This is a genomic window from Neisseria sp. HMSC065D04 (assembly GCF_001815675.1).
In the GTDB taxonomy this organism is placed as follows: domain Bacteria; phylum Pseudomonadota; class Gammaproteobacteria; order Burkholderiales; family Neisseriaceae; genus Neisseria.
In genome coordinates, this window is the sequence record NZ_KV821462.1 from 53,973 (window position 1) to 71,664 (window position 17,692).

Annotated in this window: 18 protein-coding genes; 8 read left to right on the plus strand and 10 right to left on the minus strand. The window is 53.3% G+C overall.

The genetic code is table 11. The features are described from left to right. Positions 1-45: 45 nt before the first annotated feature. The 7 genes from radA to HMPREF3050_RS00720 all read left to right on the plus strand — a co-directional run bounded on the left by radA (position 46) and on the right by HMPREF3050_RS00720 (position 7,695). Complete coding sequence (gene radA, locus HMPREF3050_RS00690) at positions 46-1,425, plus strand: DNA repair protein RadA (RefSeq protein ID WP_003740864.1); 1,380 nt, start codon at positions 46-48, stop codon at positions 1,423-1,425. 125 nt (positions 1,426-1,550) lie between these two features. Further along, positions 1,551-2,537, plus strand: coding sequence for a malate dehydrogenase (locus HMPREF3050_RS00695; protein ID WP_003762913.1), 987 nt, complete (start codon positions 1,551-1,553; stop codon positions 2,535-2,537). Between the two features lie 66 nt (positions 2,538-2,603). After that, positions 2,604-3,776, plus strand: coding sequence for an NYN domain-containing protein (locus tag HMPREF3050_RS00700; RefSeq protein WP_070773120.1), 1,173 nt, complete (start codon positions 2,604-2,606; stop codon positions 3,774-3,776). Positions 3,777-3,928: 152 nt separating this feature from the next. Next, a complete protein-coding gene (locus HMPREF3050_RS00705; RefSeq protein ID WP_070773121.1) occupies positions 3,929-4,282 on the plus strand; it encodes a DUF5713 family protein in 354 nt (117 codons plus the stop codon). 85 nt (positions 4,283-4,367) lie between these two features. Continuing rightward, entirely contained in the window at positions 4,368-5,669 is a 1,302-nt protein-coding gene (locus HMPREF3050_RS00710; RefSeq protein WP_070773122.1) for a polyamine export protein PaeA, read from the plus strand. Positions 5,670-5,722: 53 nt separating this feature from the next. Further along, entirely contained in the window at positions 5,723-6,529 is an 807-nt protein-coding gene (locus tag HMPREF3050_RS00715; RefSeq protein WP_070773123.1) for an RNA ligase family protein, read from the plus strand. A gap of 32 nt (positions 6,530-6,561) precedes the next feature. Further along, positions 6,562-7,695, plus strand: a complete 1,134-nt coding sequence (locus HMPREF3050_RS00720) for an AAA family ATPase (RefSeq protein ID WP_070773124.1) — start codon at positions 6,562-6,564, stop codon at positions 7,693-7,695. Between the two features lie 141 nt (positions 7,696-7,836). Here HMPREF3050_RS00720 and brnQ read toward each other — a convergent pair whose 3' ends face one another. The 5 genes from brnQ to HMPREF3050_RS00745 form a co-directional block, all read right to left on the minus strand. Beyond that, entirely contained in the window at positions 7,837-9,174 is a 1,338-nt protein-coding gene (gene brnQ, locus HMPREF3050_RS00725) for a branched-chain amino acid transport system II carrier protein (protein ID WP_070773125.1), read from the minus strand. Positions 9,175-9,402: 228 nt separating this feature from the next. Continuing rightward, on the minus strand, positions 9,403-10,290 hold the full coding sequence (locus HMPREF3050_RS00730; protein WP_003778081.1) for a segregation and condensation protein A: 888 nt from the start codon (positions 10,288-10,290) through the stop codon (positions 9,403-9,405). 105 nt (positions 10,291-10,395) lie between these two features. Then, positions 10,396-10,854, minus strand: a complete 459-nt coding sequence (locus tag HMPREF3050_RS00735; RefSeq protein WP_003755393.1) for a hypothetical protein — start codon at positions 10,852-10,854, stop codon at positions 10,396-10,398. Positions 10,855-10,906: 52 nt separating this feature from the next. Then, complete coding sequence (locus tag HMPREF3050_RS00740; protein ID WP_003741001.1) at positions 10,907-11,377, minus strand: hypothetical protein; 471 nt, start codon at positions 11,375-11,377, stop codon at positions 10,907-10,909. A gap of 1 nt (position 11,378) precedes the next feature. Then, positions 11,379-12,155 carry a tRNA threonylcarbamoyladenosine dehydratase gene (locus tag HMPREF3050_RS00745; RefSeq protein WP_070773126.1) on the minus strand — a complete coding sequence of 259 codons (777 nt, stop codon included), beginning with the start codon at positions 12,153-12,155 and terminating at the stop codon, positions 11,379-11,381. A gap of 192 nt (positions 12,156-12,347) precedes the next feature. On the opposite strand from HMPREF3050_RS00745, the gene HMPREF3050_RS00750 reads away from it, so the two are divergent. After that, positions 12,348-12,812, plus strand: a complete 465-nt coding sequence (locus HMPREF3050_RS00750; RefSeq protein WP_003755397.1) for a universal stress protein — start codon at positions 12,348-12,350, stop codon at positions 12,810-12,812. A 152-nt stretch (positions 12,813-12,964) separates the two neighbouring features. On the opposite strand, the gene HMPREF3050_RS00755 is transcribed toward HMPREF3050_RS00750, so the two are convergent. The 5 genes from HMPREF3050_RS00755 to HMPREF3050_RS00775 all read right to left on the minus strand — a co-directional run bounded on the left by HMPREF3050_RS00755 (position 12,965) and on the right by HMPREF3050_RS00775 (position 17,262). After that, positions 12,965-13,447 (minus strand): acyl-CoA thioesterase, encoded by a 483-nt coding sequence (locus HMPREF3050_RS00755; RefSeq protein ID WP_070773127.1) that lies wholly within the window; start codon positions 13,445-13,447, stop codon positions 12,965-12,967. 129 nt (positions 13,448-13,576) lie between these two features. Next, positions 13,577-14,647 (minus strand): magnesium/cobalt transporter CorA, encoded by a 1,071-nt coding sequence (gene corA, locus HMPREF3050_RS00760; RefSeq protein WP_070514324.1) that lies wholly within the window; start codon positions 14,645-14,647, stop codon positions 13,577-13,579. Positions 14,648-14,855: 208 nt separating this feature from the next. Next, on the minus strand, positions 14,856-15,806 hold the full coding sequence (gene trxB / locus HMPREF3050_RS00765; protein WP_070773128.1) for a thioredoxin-disulfide reductase: 951 nt from the start codon (positions 15,804-15,806) through the stop codon (positions 14,856-14,858). Positions 15,807-16,078: 272 nt separating this feature from the next. Then, the gene (locus HMPREF3050_RS00770; RefSeq protein ID WP_003755407.1) at positions 16,079-16,633 is read right to left on the minus strand and encodes a hypothetical protein; all 555 of its coding nucleotides are present in this window, start codon (positions 16,631-16,633) and stop codon (positions 16,079-16,081) included. Positions 16,634-16,758: 125 nt separating this feature from the next. Next, positions 16,759-17,262 (minus strand): hypothetical protein, encoded by a 504-nt coding sequence (locus HMPREF3050_RS00775; protein ID WP_049223289.1) that lies wholly within the window; start codon positions 17,260-17,262, stop codon positions 16,759-16,761. Positions 17,263-17,692: the final 430 nt, after the last annotated feature.

Sequence of the window (17,692 nt, forward strand, 5' to 3'; positions counted from 1 at the left end):
TTCAGACGACCTTTTCACACTTCAAAAACCCATAGGGAAAACATCATGGCAAAAGCCCCCAAAACCATCTACCAATGTACCGAATGCGGCGGCACTTCCCCGAAATGGCAAGGCAAATGCCCGCATTGTGGCGAGTGGAACACGCTTCAAGAAAGCCTGGCCGCGCCCGAACCGAAAAACGCCCGCTTCCAATCTTGGGCGGCGGACACATCGACCGTCCAATCCCTATCTGCCGTGACCGCCACCGAAGTGCCGCGTAATCCGACCGGCATGGGCGAACTCGACCGCGTATTGGGCGGCGGCCTGGTCGATGGCGCGGTCATTCTGCTTGGCGGCGACCCCGGCATCGGCAAATCCACGCTGCTGTTGCAGACCATCGCCAAAATGGCGCAAAGCCGCAAAGTGCTGTACGTTTCCGGCGAAGAATCCGCCCAACAGGTCGCCCTGCGCGCGCAACGTTTGGAACTGCCCACCGAAGGCGTAAACCTGCTTGCCGAAATCCGCATGGAAGCCATTCAAGCGGCGTTGAAACAGCATCAGCCCGAAGTCGTCGTCATCGACTCCATCCAAACCATGTATTCCGACCAAATCACCTCCGCCCCCGGCTCCGTGTCGCAGGTGCGCGAATGCGCCGCCCAACTGACGCGTATGGCGAAACAGATGGGCATCGCCATGATACTGGTCGGACACGTTACCAAAGACGGCGCGATTGCTGGCCCGCGCGTGCTGGAACACATGGTCGATACCGTGCTGTATTTCGAGGGCGACCAACATTCCAACTACCGCATGATCCGCGCCATCAAAAACCGCTTCGGCGCGGCAAACGAATTGGGCGTATTCGCCATGACAGAAAACGGTTTGAAAGGCGTGTCCAACCCGTCCGCCATCTTCCTCGCCAGCTACCGCGACGACACGCCCGGCTCGTGTGTTTTGGTCACGCAGGAAGGCAGCCGCCCGCTTTTGGTCGAAATTCAGGCATTGGTTGATGATGCGCACGGCTTCACCCCCAAACGCCTCACCGTCGGCCTCGAACAAAACCGCCTCGCCATGCTGCTCGCCGTCCTCAACCGCCACGGCGGCATCGCCTGTTTTGACCAAGACGTGTTCCTCAACGCCGTCGGCGGCGTCAAAATCGGCGAACCCGCCGCCGACCTCGCCGTCATCCTCGCCATGCTCTCCAGCTTCCGCAACCGCCCGCTGCCCGAAAAAATGGTTGCCTTCGGCGAAATCGGCCTCAGCGGCGAAGTCCGCCCCGTCGCACGCGGACAAGAGCGGCTCAAAGAAGCGGAAAAACTCGGCTTCAAACGCGCCATCGTCCCCAAAGCCAATATGCCGCGCAACGAAAAAGAGTTTCCGAATCTAAAAATCTTCGGCGTTTCCAGCCTTCAGGAAGCCATCGAAATCTGCCGCGATGCGGAAAATTGACAGACAGCAATCGAAAAGGTCGTCTGAAAACCTATTCCCAGTTTCAGACGACCTTTTCATTCTCTAATACTCAATGCTGTTATAATCCGCAAACCAAGTAAAACAACGACTTCAAAAGGAAAAACATGACACTCAAGCCTCCCGTCCGCATCGCCGTTACCGGCGCAGCAGGGCAAATTGCCTATGCGACCCTGTTCCGTATCGCCGGCGGCATTATGCTCGGACGCGACCAACCCGTTATCCTGCAATTGCTCGACCTGCCACAGGCGCAGCAGGCATTGCGCGGCGTGATTATGGAAATGCAGGATTGCGCTTTCCCGCTTCTTGCCGACATCTTCGCCACAGACGACCCCGAAGTCGCCTTCAAAGATGCCGACATCGCCCTCTTAATCGGTGCGCGCCCGCGTACGCAAGGCATGGAACGCGCCGACCTGCTGCACGCCAACGCCGAAATTTTCAAAGTACAAGGCGCGGCGTTGAACAAAGTTGCCCATCGCGACGTCAAAGTCCTCGTCGTCGGCAACCCCGCCAACACCAACGCCTACATCGCCATGAAATCCGCGCCCGACATCCCGCCGGAAAACTTCACCGCCCTGATGCGTCTCGACCACCACCGCGCCGTCAGCCAAGTCGCCGAGAAAATCAACCGCCCGATTCCTTCCATCGAGCAAATGTGCGTCTGGGGCAACCACAGCCCGACCATGTACGCCGACTACCGCTACGCCACCAGCAACGGCGAGTCCGTCAAAGACATGATTACCGAACCCGATTGGAACACCGAAGTCTTCATGCCGAAAATCGCCGGACGCGGTGCCGCCATCATCGCCGCGCGCGGTTCGTCGTCCGCCGCCTCCGCCGCGAATGCCGCCATCTACCACCTGCGCGACTGGCTGCTCGGCAGCAGCGGCAAATGGATAACGATGGGCGTCCCCTCCGACGGCTCTTACGGCATCCCCGAAGGTTTGATTTTCGGTTTCCCCGTCATTTGCGACGCAGGCAGCTACCGCATCGTCCAAGGCTTGGACTTGTCGGATGAGTTCAGCCGCCAACGCATCGCCGCGACACTGGCGGAGCTGGAAGAAGAACGCGCCGCCATACAAGATATGCTTTAAAAATCGAGGTCGTCTGAAAACCGGTTTTCAGACGACCTCGACTGACATGAATACCACGGAGTCCCCATGACCACATTGGCCAACAAAAAACTCGCCGTCCTCATCGACGCCGACAACGCCCCCGCCGACATTATCGACCGCCTGCTCGAAGAAGTTGCAAAATACGGCATCGCCAGCGTCAAACGCATCTACGGCGACTGGAGCCACGGCCTTTCCAAATGGAAAGCCGCCCTCCTGCCCCACGCCATCATCCCCGTCCAACAATTCGCCTACACCAAAGGTAAAAACGCCACCGATATGGCGCTGGTCATCGACGCGATGGATTTGCTATACAGCGGCAATTTCGACGGCTTCTGCATCGTATCCAGCGATTCCGACTTCACCCGCCTGGCAAGCCGCCTGCGCGAAAGCGGGCTGACCGTTTACGGTTTCGGCGAAAAGAAAACGCCCGAAGCCTTCCGCAAAGCCTGCGACAAATTCATCTACACCGAAATCTTCCGTCCCGAAAAACAACGCCAAGAAAAAGAGAAGAACAGCGGCAAAAACACCCCCGCCGCCGCCCCAGACGCGCTGTCCCTGCTCAAACGCGCCGTGCGCGAAAACGCCGACGACCTCGGCTGGGCAAACCTCGGCCCCATCGGCAGCTACATCAGCAAAATCAATCCCGATTTCGACTCAAGGCTTTACGGCTACGGCAAACTCTCCGACCTCATCAAATCCTTCGACATCTTCGAACACCGCACCGACAACAACCAACTCCAAGTCCGCCGCCGCAAATCCGCCGACAAGCCGACAGAGAGGTCGTCTGAAAACCCAGTGGCAACCCATCAGGCAGAAGAAACCGTTTCAGACGACCCCAACGCCGCGCAAAAACGCAAAACGCGCAGCAAAAAAACCAACCCAACCAAAAACGAAAATACCGCACCAAGCCCTGCGGCAGACACCGCGCAACCAACACCCGTCAAACCCGAACCCGCCGCCAAAAGCAGCAAACTGCCCGTTACCCGCGTTATCCCTGCCGTACAGCAGGCAGTCGATACCCACGCCGACGAACAAGGCTGGGCACGTTTGAGCGACGTATCGAAGCAACTCGCCGCACAAGGCACCGACCCGCAGCAATACGGCTTTGAAACCATAAACCACCTCATCCACGCCATCTACACCGACTGGCTGGAAATCAAAAAAGCCGGCCGCGGCGAACGCCTGCGCGTCAACAAACGCTTTACCGCCAAAAGTTAAGCCATATGTTTGAAGGAAAAAGCTAATCTGTCGCCCACAATCCACAGAGGTCGTCTGAAAATCTCAAAACCGTTTTAACTTCGTTGAAGCTGCGCTTTCAGACGACCTTTTCAAAATCTATCTTCTAAACTAAAAATAGAAAAGGAGAATCCATGACTAACCGTCATCCATTGAACAACACCGAATTGGCAAACCACACCTTTTTGCAGGATATGTACGACGACGATTATTTCCCGCACAAACTCGTGCAAAAAGGAGAAAACATCCTGGTTGAACTGTGCCGCCAAATCGAAACCGAACAGCCCGAAAATCTCGACGCCCTATACGAACTAACCCACGCAGCTACCGAACGCTTCAACGAATTGGCTGAAGAGTTTGATGAAAACGACAGCGAAATCGAGACCGTCGCTAGAGACACGATTGCCACCGATATGGAATACATCGCCCAAAGCTACGGCTTTGAAGATGCGGACATCGAAGAACTGGTTGCCCCGCGCGATTGGTAAGTATGACTGGCAAAAAGGTCGTCTGAATTTTTCAGACGACCTTTAATGCTAAAATGTCTTCTGTTTACCACACACACCGTTTTTCATGAATATTCTCGAAGCCTTATTATTATTGGTCCTGCTGATTGTTATCAGCGCATTCGTTTCCTGTTCCGAACTCGCGCTCGCCTCGGCGCGCAAAATCAAATTGCAAGTGATGGCAAAAGACGGCGGCGACACGCGCGCGCTGGATGTACTCAACATGCAGCAGCAGCCGGGCAGTTTCATCACCGTCGTCCAAATCGGTTTGAACGCCGTTGCCATTCTCGCCGGTATCGTCGGCGAAGCGGCGGTGCGCCCTTATTTTGGCGGTTTGTTGGCAAACGCGGGCAGTTGGGGCAGTACGGCCGCGTCGCTGCTGACGTTCGCGCTGGTTACGGGCAGCTTCATCCTGATTGCCGACCTGATGCCCAAACGCATAGCGATGACCCATCCCGAAGCAGTGGCGGTGCGCATCGTGCGGCCGATGATGTTTTTGATTTTTATCCTAAAGCCTTTCGTTTGGACATTTGACGGACTGGCGAACGCGATATTCAAACTTTTCAAAATTTCCACCGTCCGCCAAGAGCAACTGACTTCGGAAGACATTTACGCCGTCGTCGATGCGGGCGCGCAGGCTGGCGTATTGAAAGAGCAGGAACACTACCTGATTGAAAATATCTTCGACATGCAGGCGCGCACGGTGACTTCCACCATGAGCACGCGCGAATACATCGCCTATTTCGATAAAAACGACGGCAGCGATACCGTGTTGGAAATCATGTCGGAAAAACCGCACAACAAATTCTTGGTGTGCGACGGCGATTTGGAGCGCGTCATCGGCTACATCGAATCGCACACGCTATTGACCTTGTTTTTAAAAGAAAAAGACGTCCGCCTGACCGACAAGCGCGTGTTGCGCAAAGCCTTGTTCATCCCCGACACGCTGTCGCTTTACGATGTCTTGGAAACCTTCAAAACTTCCGGCGAAGACTTTGCCGTGGTGGTGAACGAATACGCGCTGGTGGTCGGCGTGGTGACGTTGAAAGACGTGATGAGCATCGTCATGGGCGAGTTGGTCAATACCGAAGAAGAGCCGCAAATCATCCGCCGCACCGAAGATACCTGGCTGGTGGACGGCGCGACCCCGCTCGCCGACGTCATGCGCGCGTTGGACATTGAGGAATTTCCCCATTCGGAAAACTACGAAACCATCGCCGGCTTTATGATGTATTCCCTGCGCAAAATCCCGAAACGCACCGATTTTTTGGTTTACGCGGGCTATAAATTTGAAATCATCGACACCGAAAATCTGAAAGTCGACCAGCTTTTGGTGTCCAAACAAAGCGATACGGTAGAAAAAATATAATCAGCCGCAGAAACCATCCGAAAAACTTAAAAAATAAATTTCAAGGACAAATCATGATGGCGAACACCGAACCACAAAAATACGCCCGCAGCCTGCACGCACCCATCAGCTTGGGCACAACTTCAGACGACCGCTTTATGCCTCGCGGCTACCTCGCGCATTTCGCTACTCTGCCGCAATTGGTATTGACCGAAAAGCTGGACGGGCAAAACAACTGCTTCGCCGCCCACGGTCTTTATGCCCGCAGCCATGCCGCCCCCACCCAACATCCGTGGGACAAACCGCTGCTGCAACGCTGGCAGCACATCAAAGACGACTTGGGTGACCTCGAACTTTTCGGCGAAAACATGTACGGTATCCACTCCATCGCCTATTCGCAGTTGGAAAGCTATTTTTACCTGTTTGCCGTCCGTCGCGGCGGACATTGGCTGTCGTGGGAAGAAGTTAAATTCTATGCCCAGCTGTTCGATTTCCCCACAGTCCCCGAACTTCCCATCGTGCATCCGCTTGCCGACTTCACCCAAAAATACACCGACGAAGACACCGCTTTGGAGCAATGGCTGCTCGCCAATTTAGGTGCAACATGGACAGACAGCGTGCAAACCGCAGGCAAACTCGGCGGCTACGACCCGAAAACAGGCGAAGCATGCAGTGAAGGCTTCGTCATCCGCAATACTGCTGATTTTGCCACTAACAACGGTAACCTGCCCGTACAGTCCAACGAGTTTGACAACCTCTTTAAACTTGTTCGCGCCAAACACGTTAAAACCGATGTGCATTGGACAAAAACTTGGAAGCCCGCCCGCCTTATCGATTATGATAAATACCATTGGCAAAGCTGGCAGTTTCAGACGGCCTGAAGTCAAGTCATCCAATAATAAGAAAGACGACCATGTGGACATTCCCCCATTACACACCCGGCAAATTTCCCGACTGGCAAGCCTTGGAACACCGTTTCAGCTGGTTTGCCGACATGAAAAACGTGCCGCAGGATCCTGAATGGCACGCTGAAGGCGATGTATTCGTCCATACCAAAATGGTGTGCGAAGCCCTGCTGCAACTGCCCGAATTCCAAGCACTCAGCGAGCAGGAGCAACATATCTTGTTTGCCGCCGCTATGCTGCATGATGTAGAAAAACGCAGCACCACTAAAAGTGAGATCCAAGACGGCAAAGAGCGGATTGTGTCGCCGAACCATGCCAAAAAAGGCGAATACACCGCCCGCACCCTGCTTTATACCGAACTTGCCGCGCCGTTTGCCGTGCGCGAAGCGATAGCCAAACTCGTGCGCCTGCACGGACTGCCGTTGTGGGCAATCGACAAACCGAGTCCGGAACGCGCCGTCATTGCCGCTTCTTTGCAGGTCAATACCGCTCACCTCGCCATGCTTGCCAAAGCCGACGTTCTAGGTCGCATCTGCCGCGACCAACAGGATATCCTGCTGCGCATCGACTTGTTCCGCGAGCTGTGCGAAGAAAACGGTTGCTGGGGCAAAGCACGTAATTTCGCCAGCGATTACGGCCGCTATCTTTACCTTAACGGCCGCAGCGAAATGCCCGATTACCAGCCGTTTGACGACAGAACCTTTGACGTGTACGCCATGTGCGCCATAGCAGGCAGCGGCAAAGACAGCTATATCCGGCGACACCTCACCCATCTGCCCATGCTGTCGCTGGACGACATCCGCCGCGAGCGCAAACTCGACCCCGCCAACCCGAAACACACCGCCGAAGCCGTGCGTTTGGGTAAAGAGCAGGCAAAAGAATACCTGCGCGCCCGCACGTCATTTGTCTTCAACGCCACCAACCTCAACCGCGACCTGCGCAGCAAGTGGCTGCCGATGTTCGCCGACTACGGCGCGCGGGTACACCTGATTTATTTGGAAGTGCTTTACACGCAATTGCTGTCGCAAAACCGTAACCGCGAACATTCCGTGCCGAATGATGTGATACACCGTATGATCAACAAACTGGAAATCCCCGATTACAGCGAAGCGCATACGGTGGATTTTGTGGTTTCCGGTTAACCGGCCCGCATCCGAAGTGCGGTTGTCAACCATAAAGGTCAGGCAGCCTGCGAAAATGGGCATCCACCAAATTTCTGGATTTATCCGGAATTGAATGGAAAAGGTCGTCTGAAAAATTTCAGACGACCTTTGTTTTGTGATTTAAGCCTTATGTTTTTTCTTGATCGCGGCATTCAGGATGCACCCTAAAATAAAGCCGACGGTTGCGGGCAGCAGCCAACCCAGTCCGACGTTGTAAAGCGGCAGTGCGCCGTTGATATCGGCGGCGACTTCTTCGCTGAAACCGAATGCGGCTTTATAGGCATCGAGCAAACCGATTGCCAGCGTTGCCATCATGGTGCAGAAATAGACGATGCGGCTGCCGCCGAACAGTTTGTGCAGGAAGACCAGTAGGATGATGACGATGGTCAGCGGGTACAGCAGCATCAGTATCGGGATGGAGAAAGTCAGGATGGAGGACAGGCCTTTGTTCGCCAACGCCATAGACACGACCGTATTGATGACGACGAACATTTTGTAAGGAATGCCGGGACACAGGCGGTTGAAATATTCGGAACATGATGTAATCAGTCCGACGGCGGTACTCAAGCAGGCGAGCAGGACGATGACGCCCAAGAGGATGTTTCCGGGGACGCCGAAGTAGAAATTCGCGGTTTTCGACAACACTTCCGCGCCGTTTTCCTGAAGTCCCAAGCCTGACACGCTGGTTGCGCCCATATAGCCGATGAAGAGGTACACCAAAGCCAGACAAGATGCGGCGACGATGCCTGAAACGGCGGTCGTCCGCAGCAGCTCGGAGCGGTTGTCCACGCCCATCGCGCGCACGGCGTCAATGACGATAATGGAGAACACCAGCGAAGCGAGTGCGTCCATTGTGCCGTAGCCTTCCAAAATGCCTTTTATGAACGGACGAAGGGCAAAATCGCCTTGCGCCGCGGCGGGAACGCCCATCGGATTCAGCGCGGCATAGCCGACCAAAACGGCAATCGTCAAAAGCAATACGGGCGTCAGGATTTTACCGATGCGGTCCACCAGTTTGCCCGGCGACATCGACAGCCAATACGCCACGCCGAAAAACGCCACGCTGAACGCCGCCAGCCCGACTGTTTTCTGGCTTTCACTTAAAAACGGCGCAACGGCAATCTCAAACGACACCGTCGCCGTACGCGGCATGGCAAACAACGGCCCGATGGACAAATACAGTGCGACGGCAAACGCCACGCCGTACCAGGGCGCAACCCTGGATGCCAGCGCCTGCACGTCGCGCGAATCGGAATAGCCGATGGCAATCACGCCCAACAGCGGCAGACCCGCACCGGTCAACAGGAAACCCGTCATCGCAGAGAACCAGCTTTCCCCCGCCTGTTGTCCGAGATAAGCAGGGAAAATCAGATTGCCCGCACCGAAAAACAAAGCGAACAACATCAAACCGACCGCCCACAGCGAGGCTTTACGGTTTAGCAGGGAAACACTGTTCATAAATTCGTACCTGTTTGTTTATAGTGGATTAACTTTAAACCGGTACGGCGTGTTGCCTCGCCTTAGGCTCAAAGAGAACGATTCTCTAAGGTGCTGAAGTACCAAGTGAATCGGTTCCGTACTATCTGTACTGTCTGCGGCTTCGTCGCCTTGTCCTGATTTAAAGTTAATCCACTATATAAAGGGCAGTTGATGGAAATGGGTATGGGTTTGCCAAGCGTGAAATCATCATGCCGTTTCGCCTTCAATGTCGGCGGCGGGGTCGTCTGAAACGCCCTCTTCCGCTTCCGGGCGTTCTAAATTTTCCTGTTTCAGGCTGATTTCGATTTCGCCGTAGCTGTCCGGCTGGACGATGCGGACCAAACCTTCTTTGGCAAGCTCCAAGAGCGCGATGAAATTGACGACCACATACGCCGCGCCCTGCTCCGGTTTGAACAAATCGCTGAATTTGCATATCCCGCTCTCGTTCAGACGACGTAAAACCGCCGTCATCTGTGCGCGCACGGAAATGGTTTCCTGAATCACTTCATGGCTGCGCGTATGTTTCGCCCGCGACAAAATGCCCAGCCAAGCCTGCGTCAAATCGGCGACATACACCTCCGGCAGCTTCGCCTCGACCGCGATTTCCAACGGTAGATACGCCCAAGCAAAATCCCGTCCCGCGCGCGGCAACGCATCCAAACCCTGCGCCGCCAGCTTCATCTGTTCGTAAGCCAAAAGGCGGCGCACCAGCTCGGCACGCGGATCCGCCTCTTCATCCTCGACCTCTTCGGGACGCGGCAGCAGCAGGCGCGATTTGATTTCAATCAGCATCGCCGCCATCAAGAGATATTCCGCCGCCAAATCAAACTGATACGCTTCCATTTGGGCGATATAGTGCAGATATTGCTCGGTAATCTTCACCATCGGAATATCGAGAACGTCGATATTTTGTTTGCGGATCAGGTAAAGCAGCAAATCCAACGGCCCTTGGAAGCTGCTTAAGACAACCTTCAAAGCATCGGGCGGAATAAACAAATCCTGCGGCAAATCGGTTACGGGTTGACCGAATACCCACGCGACAGTGTGTTCAGACGACGTTGCCGCAGCGGAAGGAATAAGGTGTTCTGAAGGCATGTTTAGAGGAGCTTTTTCTTATTAGGTTCGATGGGTGGTTAATCAATAACGGGGTCGTCTGAAAACGCAGCGTGTTTCGCCAAAACGAGTGCGGCAAAACAAAAATCAGCCTTTTTTGCGTTGGCTTTTCAAAGAAGCGATGGCAATGGCTAGCGTTTGCGCCAACGCCATGCCCAGCAGCGGCAAAACGGCGAAAAACGAGCCTGTCAGCACCGTAACGGCATCGCGGGAAAACACAAAGCCATCGCGTGCCAGCATCGCGATTATCCAAACCGACAATAGCAGCCATTCGCAGCCGACCAAAAACCAAATCATCCCGACCGAGCAGCGTTTGCGCCACTTCATGATGGCAGCGTGCAAAAGGCTGAATATCGGAACGGACAGGAAAGGATAAAGGAAATTGGTAAACGGCCGCGGAGAGCCGTCCTGAAAACACAAATAATCGCCCGACTGCATGTCGCATCCCATTGCGCCAAACATCGGATCGACGGCATACATCAACACGCCGAACCACACCGCATAAATCAGGCTGGCGATAAAATAGGCTTTGAAAAATCGGTTCATAGGCAAAAAAAGGTCGTCTGAAAAAATAAATTTCAAAAGGCTTAAACCCACATCAAATTTTCTGATTGGCATTTGCAGAAGAGCGCAACACACTCAGGGCTTGAACTGCTGCCATGCCATAAACAGGCAATCCCAAAAAAAGAAGTCCTCCTATTGACATCCAACTATCCAGACTACTCCATTCCCACAGTAAAAAAACGAACCAAACAATCAACCATTCGACAATAGGCAAAGCAAGAGTCATCGAAGTTGTACAGCGTTTGGTCCACTTCATAATGCCGGCATTGAGTAGGGACAATAACATTACAGATAAAAACGGAAAGAAGAAAACCTTCAAAGACACTTTCTCAAAAGCCGACATTTCAGCAGCTCGTGAACAATACTGTAGACGCTGTTCATTTTCAGGTGCAATATCAAAACATTCGGATCCTGAAAACAGCAAACCGTCACCGTACATCAGCAAACCGAAGACAACCGCATAAATCAAGCTGGCGATAAAATAGGCTTTAAAAAATCGATTCATCTCATTTCCGTCCTGCAATATGTTCCACCGCCGCCTGTGCGCAATACAGCCCAAAAGAAGCCGTCACCAGCATACTCGCGCCATAGCCCGCGCAGGACAGCCCTTGCGGCGCGGTATCGGTCGAACACGCTTCGCCCGATTGCGGCGGCGTAATGTTCTCAGTCGAGAACACGCACGGCACACGCATTTTTTCTTTGGTATCGCGGCTGAAGCCGTAGCGTTTGCGCAAGGTGTAGCGCAGGTTGGCAAGCAGCGGGTCGTGGGTAACGCGGCTCAAATCGGCGGTTTGAATCAATGCCGGATTTTTCTGTCCGCCCGCGCCGCCGCTGAGGATAAACGGCTGTTTGTGTTGCACAAAATAAGCTGCCATCGCCGCCTTGACACGCACTTGGTCTATCGCGTCGATCACAAAATCGAAAGGTCGTCTGAAAAGCGTTTCCAGATTGTCTTCCGTCACAAAATCCTCGATTTCCTCCACTTCGCATTGCGGATTGATTTGAGCAATGCGTTCGCGCAACGCCGTTACCTTCGCCTTGCCGAAATCGTCGGTCAGCGCATGAAGCTGGCGGTTGACATTGGACTCGGCGACGTTGTCCAAATCAATCAAGGTCAAACGACCGATGCCCGTCCGCGCCAAAGCCTCCACCGCCCAAGAGCCTACCCCGCCCACGCCGACCACGCAGACGTGCGCGCGCGAAAACCGCGCCAGTGCTTCATCTCCGTAGAGTCTGGCAATACCGCCGAAACGGCGCGAAGGAAGAAAAACGGTGTCGTTCATACCCAACCTTGTGATATATCAATAAATGAATGAAAATCAACGCAAAACGCTGCAGACGAGTCCGACACATATTATACTGGAAAGCAGACGGGCTGTTGCAGCAGCCCGAAAGAGTCTATAATCGTTTCATATCGGACCCTTCCCAACCGCATGAAACAAAGTGCCGCCTGCGGCGCAAAAGGAGAATGAACTATGTACAAACATCTGGTTGTAGCCGTTGACGGCAGCGAAACTTCCCTCAACGCCCTGAAACACGCCGCCGAGTTGGCAAGCGTCAACAACGCCCGCCTGACTTTGGTACACGTCGCCAACCCCGCCGAATACATGGCGCTCGCCCCCGAATTCCTGCAACACGAAAGCTACGAGGCTGCTGCCGTCGCCCAAGGCAACGAAGTCTTGGACTTCGCTGAAAAAACCGCCCGCGAAAACGGCGTGGAAAACATTGTCAAACACCTGCTGGTCGCCAACAAAGGCGCGCGCGAAATGGCGCAGGATTTGGTCGATTACGCCGATGAAAACGGCGCCGACCTGCTGGTACTCGGCACACACGGCCGCACCGGCCTGATGCACCTCCTGATGGGCAGCTTCGCCGAAACCGTTATGCGCCAAAGCCACCTGCCGCTTCTGATTATCCGCAGCAAAGCGGAAGAAGCGTAAGGGGCTGCCCTACTGAAGAAGGTCGTCTGAAACTGCTTCGACAGACGCAGTTTCGATAATGTCCTTATCCGTCAAATAAAAAGGTCGTCTGAAAACCTGAAACTTGGTTTTCAGACGACCTTTGTCTTGTAATCCGTTTTATCCGTCCGTTTTCAGCATCCGCAAGAAGCCTCGTCCGATGCCTGGAGGCTCAAGGCTTTGCGTTTTTTGGCTTTTTCATAGCGGCAGCGTTGGCGCTCGGTGGTAATTTCCAACGGCGGGACGGGAACAGGTTTGCCGTCTTCGACCGCGACCATGGTGAAGTAGCAGCTGTTGGTATGGCGCACTTCGCCGGTGCGGATGTTTTGCGCTTCGACACGGATGCCGATTTCCATGGAAGTTCTGCCCGTGTAGTTGACGCTGGCGTAGAAGGTTACCAAGTCGCCGACATGTATCGGCTCTTTAAACAAAACCTTATCGACAGACAGTGTAACGCAATAATTACCGCTGTAACGGCTGGCGCAGGAATAAGCGACTTGGTCGAGCAGGCGCAAAAGTTCGCCGCCGTGGACATTGCCGCTGAAATTGGCGGTGTCGGGCATCATCAGTTCGGACATGATGAGTTCGTGTGCAGGGAGTTGGCGGGTTTGATCCATGGTGTTCCTCTTTTAAAAATGAATGTTTGTGTTAAACAGGCGGCCGTTCAGTGGTTGGGATGGTTTTCAGACGACCTTACTGATTGTATTTAATATATGAATATACGGAAATTGGATTTTTTTATGGGTTTATAACCATTTTCTGCGCGAGAAGAAAATCAGCAGCCCGACGATGATGCACAGCATCAAACCTAAAACGATAAAATAGCCGTAATGCCAATGCAGCTCGGGCATGTTGTCGAAGTTCATGCCGTAGATGCCGGTGATGACGGTCAGCGGCATGAAGATGATGGTGATGACGGTCAGGACGCGCATCTGCTGGTTCATGCGGTTGGACTGGAAGGAAAGGTAGATGTCCATCATGCTCAACACCATGTCGCGCGAGGCGTCGAGCGATTCGAGAAGCTGCATGTTGTGGTCGTACACGTCGCGCAGATAGACGGTGGACTCGCCTTTGAAAATGGTGAAATCGACGCGCACGGCAAGTTGATAGAACACGTCGCGTAAAGGCAAGAGCGTGCGGCGAAGGCGGACGGCATCGCGCTTGAGGCGGTGGATTTTGCCGAGGATGTCGCTGTTTTCATCTTTAAACAGGGATTTGTCTATGGCTTCGACGCGGTTGTTGTACTCTTCCAAAACGATGAAATAGTCGTCCACGATGCGGTCGAGCAGGCAATAAGCGAGGAAGGCGGTGTTTTTGCCGAGGATGCCGCGCGGGTTTTCGCTCATTTGGCGGCGCAGCTGGCTGAACAGCCCCAGCGGTTTTTGCTGGAACGACAACACGAAATCCTTGCCGATAATCAGATACACTTGGTCGGAATTCAGTTTGCCGGCGGCGGTGTAGTGGTAAACCTGCGCGGCGATAAACAGATAATTGTCGTAGTCTTCGATTTTGGGGCGCTGTTTGCGGCTGAGGATGTCTTCGATGACCAGCTCGTGGATGCCGTAAGGCTCCAGCGTGTGTTTGAGCAGAGCGGCGTCGTTGATGCCGACGAAATGCAGCCAGTTGGTCTGCCCCGCTTGCGGGCGGGCGATGTCGGGCAGTTTTTTACCCGCGAGATAATCGTGTTGTGCAAACGTATCGGCGGAATAAAGCGTCTGATGGATGGCGGAACGCGGCGCGTTGTCGGTATTGCTGCGCGGGACGGTTTGGTCTTGCGGGATTTCGGCTGGATCTGCGCTGTTGGGCTGTTTGCTCATAAAATCGGATAAGGCAGGATGGATAATGTGTTTTTCTGTTATATAGTGGATTAAAATAAAAATGAGACAAGGCGGCAACGCCCGCCGTGTACGGGTAGTACATAAGGGCGTTGGCAACACCGTATCATTGCAATTTTAATCCACTATAAAACAGGTCGTCTGAAAGGTTCAGACGACCTTTATGCTTGAGAAAACCGTTTCGGGTGTTTTACAACCCTTGGCGGTCGAGCCAGCGTTCGGCATCCAGTGCGGCTTGGCAGCCGGAAGCCGCGCTGGTGATGGCTTGACGGTAGGTGTGGTCTTTGACATCGCCTGCCGCCCATACGCCTTCGATATTGGTCGCGCCGACGTTGTCGCCCGTACCACCTTTGGTTTTCAGGTAGCCGGTTTCGTCCATATCGAGCTGGCCTTTGAAAATGTCGGTGTTTGGCTTATGGCCGATGGCGATGAAAACGCCTTTGACGGCGATGTCTTCGGTAGTGCCGTCATTGTGTTTCAGACGAGCACCGGTGACGCCGCCTTCGTCACCCAAGACTTCATCCAGATTGCTGTTGAGTTTGAGGATGATTTTGCCTTCTTCAACGCGCTGCATGAGTTTGTCCACCATGATTTTTTCGGCGCGGAAGCTGTCGCGGCGGTGGATCAGGGTAACGGTGTTGGCGATGTTGGCGAGGTAAAGGGCTTCTTCTACGGCAGTATTGCCGCCGCCGACCACGGCTACGTCTTGTTTTTTATAGAAAAATCCGTCGCAGGTCGCGCAGGCGGAAACGCCTTTGCCGGCGAAGGCTTCTTCGCTGGGCAGTCCCAGATATTTGGCGGATGCGCCGGTGGCGACGATCAGGGCGTCGCAGGTGTATTCGCCCATGTCGCCTTTGAGGGTGAAGGGGCGGTTTTGCAAATCGACGGTGTGGATTTGGTCGAAAATCATTTCGGTGCCGAAGCGTTCGGCATGGGCAAGGAAGCGCGCCATCAGTTCCGGGCCTTGTACGCCTTCGGCGTCGGCGGGCCAGTTGTCGACTTCGGTGGTGGTCATCAGTTGTCCGCCCTGCTCGACACCGGTGATGATGACGGGCTTGAGGTTGGCGCGGGCGGCATAAACGGCGGCGGTGTAGCCGGCGGGGCCTGAGCCGAGGATGATGAGTTTGTGATGGTTGCTCATGATGTTTTCCTTACTGAGAGATTGAGTGTGTTTCAGACGAGGTAGATTTTACTTGAAACTCAGGTCGTCTGAAAATGCAGATGCGCCCGCATCCCCTTTTTCTTTTGATAAAGGGTATTGACTAAAGGCATCTTGCATTTTATGGCGATGCATAAACAAAGGTCGTCTGAATTTTCAGACGACCTTCATCTGTTTTAATCGGCAAATACGTTGTCTTTCCTAATAACCATTCTTTGCCGAATCGGAAACCTGTTTAAAACAATCAAATGGCTTTAGCGGCGGCGGCCAAAACCGCGACTCATTGGGCGGCGATAATTGGACGGCTGTTGGGTTGTTTGGCGGTAACGTTGTTGTTGCGCTGCCTGTTGTTGCGCAGGCAGGCTACGGGTATTGAGTTGCTGGCTGGTACGGCTGTTGGGACGGGCCGTTTGATAATAATGGGCGCGTGCGCGTTGGGCAATCGGGCTGTTTTGATTGCGCGCTTGTGTGAATTTGTTTGCCAACGCGTTACCGATGAATGCACCTGCCGCCGTACCGACCAAGCTTTGCAGCAGCCAGCTGCCAGTGGATTGGTCGTAAATATATTGTTGTCCGTCTGTTCCGGTCACAGGCTGACCATTGTTGCCGTTGGCTTGTGCTTCGGCAGGAATGGTATCTTTCACACCTTCCGGCGTGAGTTGGTAAATCGTATTGTCTTGTTGTTGGGCAAGTTGCTGCTGAAGCGCTTCAATCTGTTTTTGCTGCTGCTCAAGCTGGGCTTGGGTATTGTCTTTGCAGGCAGCGAGAGCAAGTGAGGAAAGTGCGGCTAAGGCAATGAGTTTTTTCATTTTTTTATCCTTTTTGAAGTGGTATTGTCTAAGCCGAGCGTTATCGGCAAACTGCGCGTCAATATACTGCGCCTTGCCGTGGAATATGGTGCAAATTTGATTTTTATCAAGTGCGTCAATATGGTTTACAAAGGCAGGCGGGGAAGTTTGGCTGCGAAAGCAAGGCTGTTGGCAATCAGGCTGCCATGATTTTCCATTTCGTGTTCGGTTTCGACAATCAGCAAGTTGTCAGGACGGCGGGCATGTAGGCTCATATGCATTTGGGCGGGGGTAAATGGGAGATGGTGGCGTTTGGCAAACGCTTGGGCGCGTTGGTTGGCGGTTTTCAGCATAGGCAACAGCGTGATATCCAGATGGAAACGGTGTACCCCCAATACCAAGATGCGTGCGGCAAAAAAGTCGGCTTCCTCCGTAAAGACAGCAGGACTGTCTGCTTCAAAATCGTGCCTTTCGCCTGCAATCAAAGTGGCAACCATACGGATTTGCGGAATCAATGCCTCGCTAATCAGCGTATCTGCACTGCCCGGCAAGGCTTGGGAAGCTGTTGTGTGATGGCTGTTGCCGTCAACAATCATTTGGCAGCGGTGTAAAGGAAGGTTTTTTGTTTGGGCGTGTATGGAGGGGGTCATGGCTGTAATCCTGATTCAGTTGTGTTTTATTTCATATTTCAATTGATGCGGCCATGTATAGGTAACAAAAAAGCCGCTCAAATTAGGCGGCTCTGATTTGCGTATCCCTATCTCTAATCTGTTTCAGACAAGCGCAAAAAAGTACCGCACGTTTGTGTGGTACCAATAGAAGAAAGCAGATGAATGATGCGCTGTTTGCATGACAGAATACATAAATAATGGAATAGGTAATGTGTGCAGTTTAAAACAAAAATTCTAAATGTTTCAAGAGCAGCAAGGGAAATAATACAAAAATATTTATAACTTATTATTATTCATATAATTTTATTTCAGTTTAAAACCACACATTCCGCATATTCACTTCTTAACAAAGCAGGGAACCGTCTCTTTTACTGACAAAGTATAGTGGATTAACTTTAAACCAGTACGG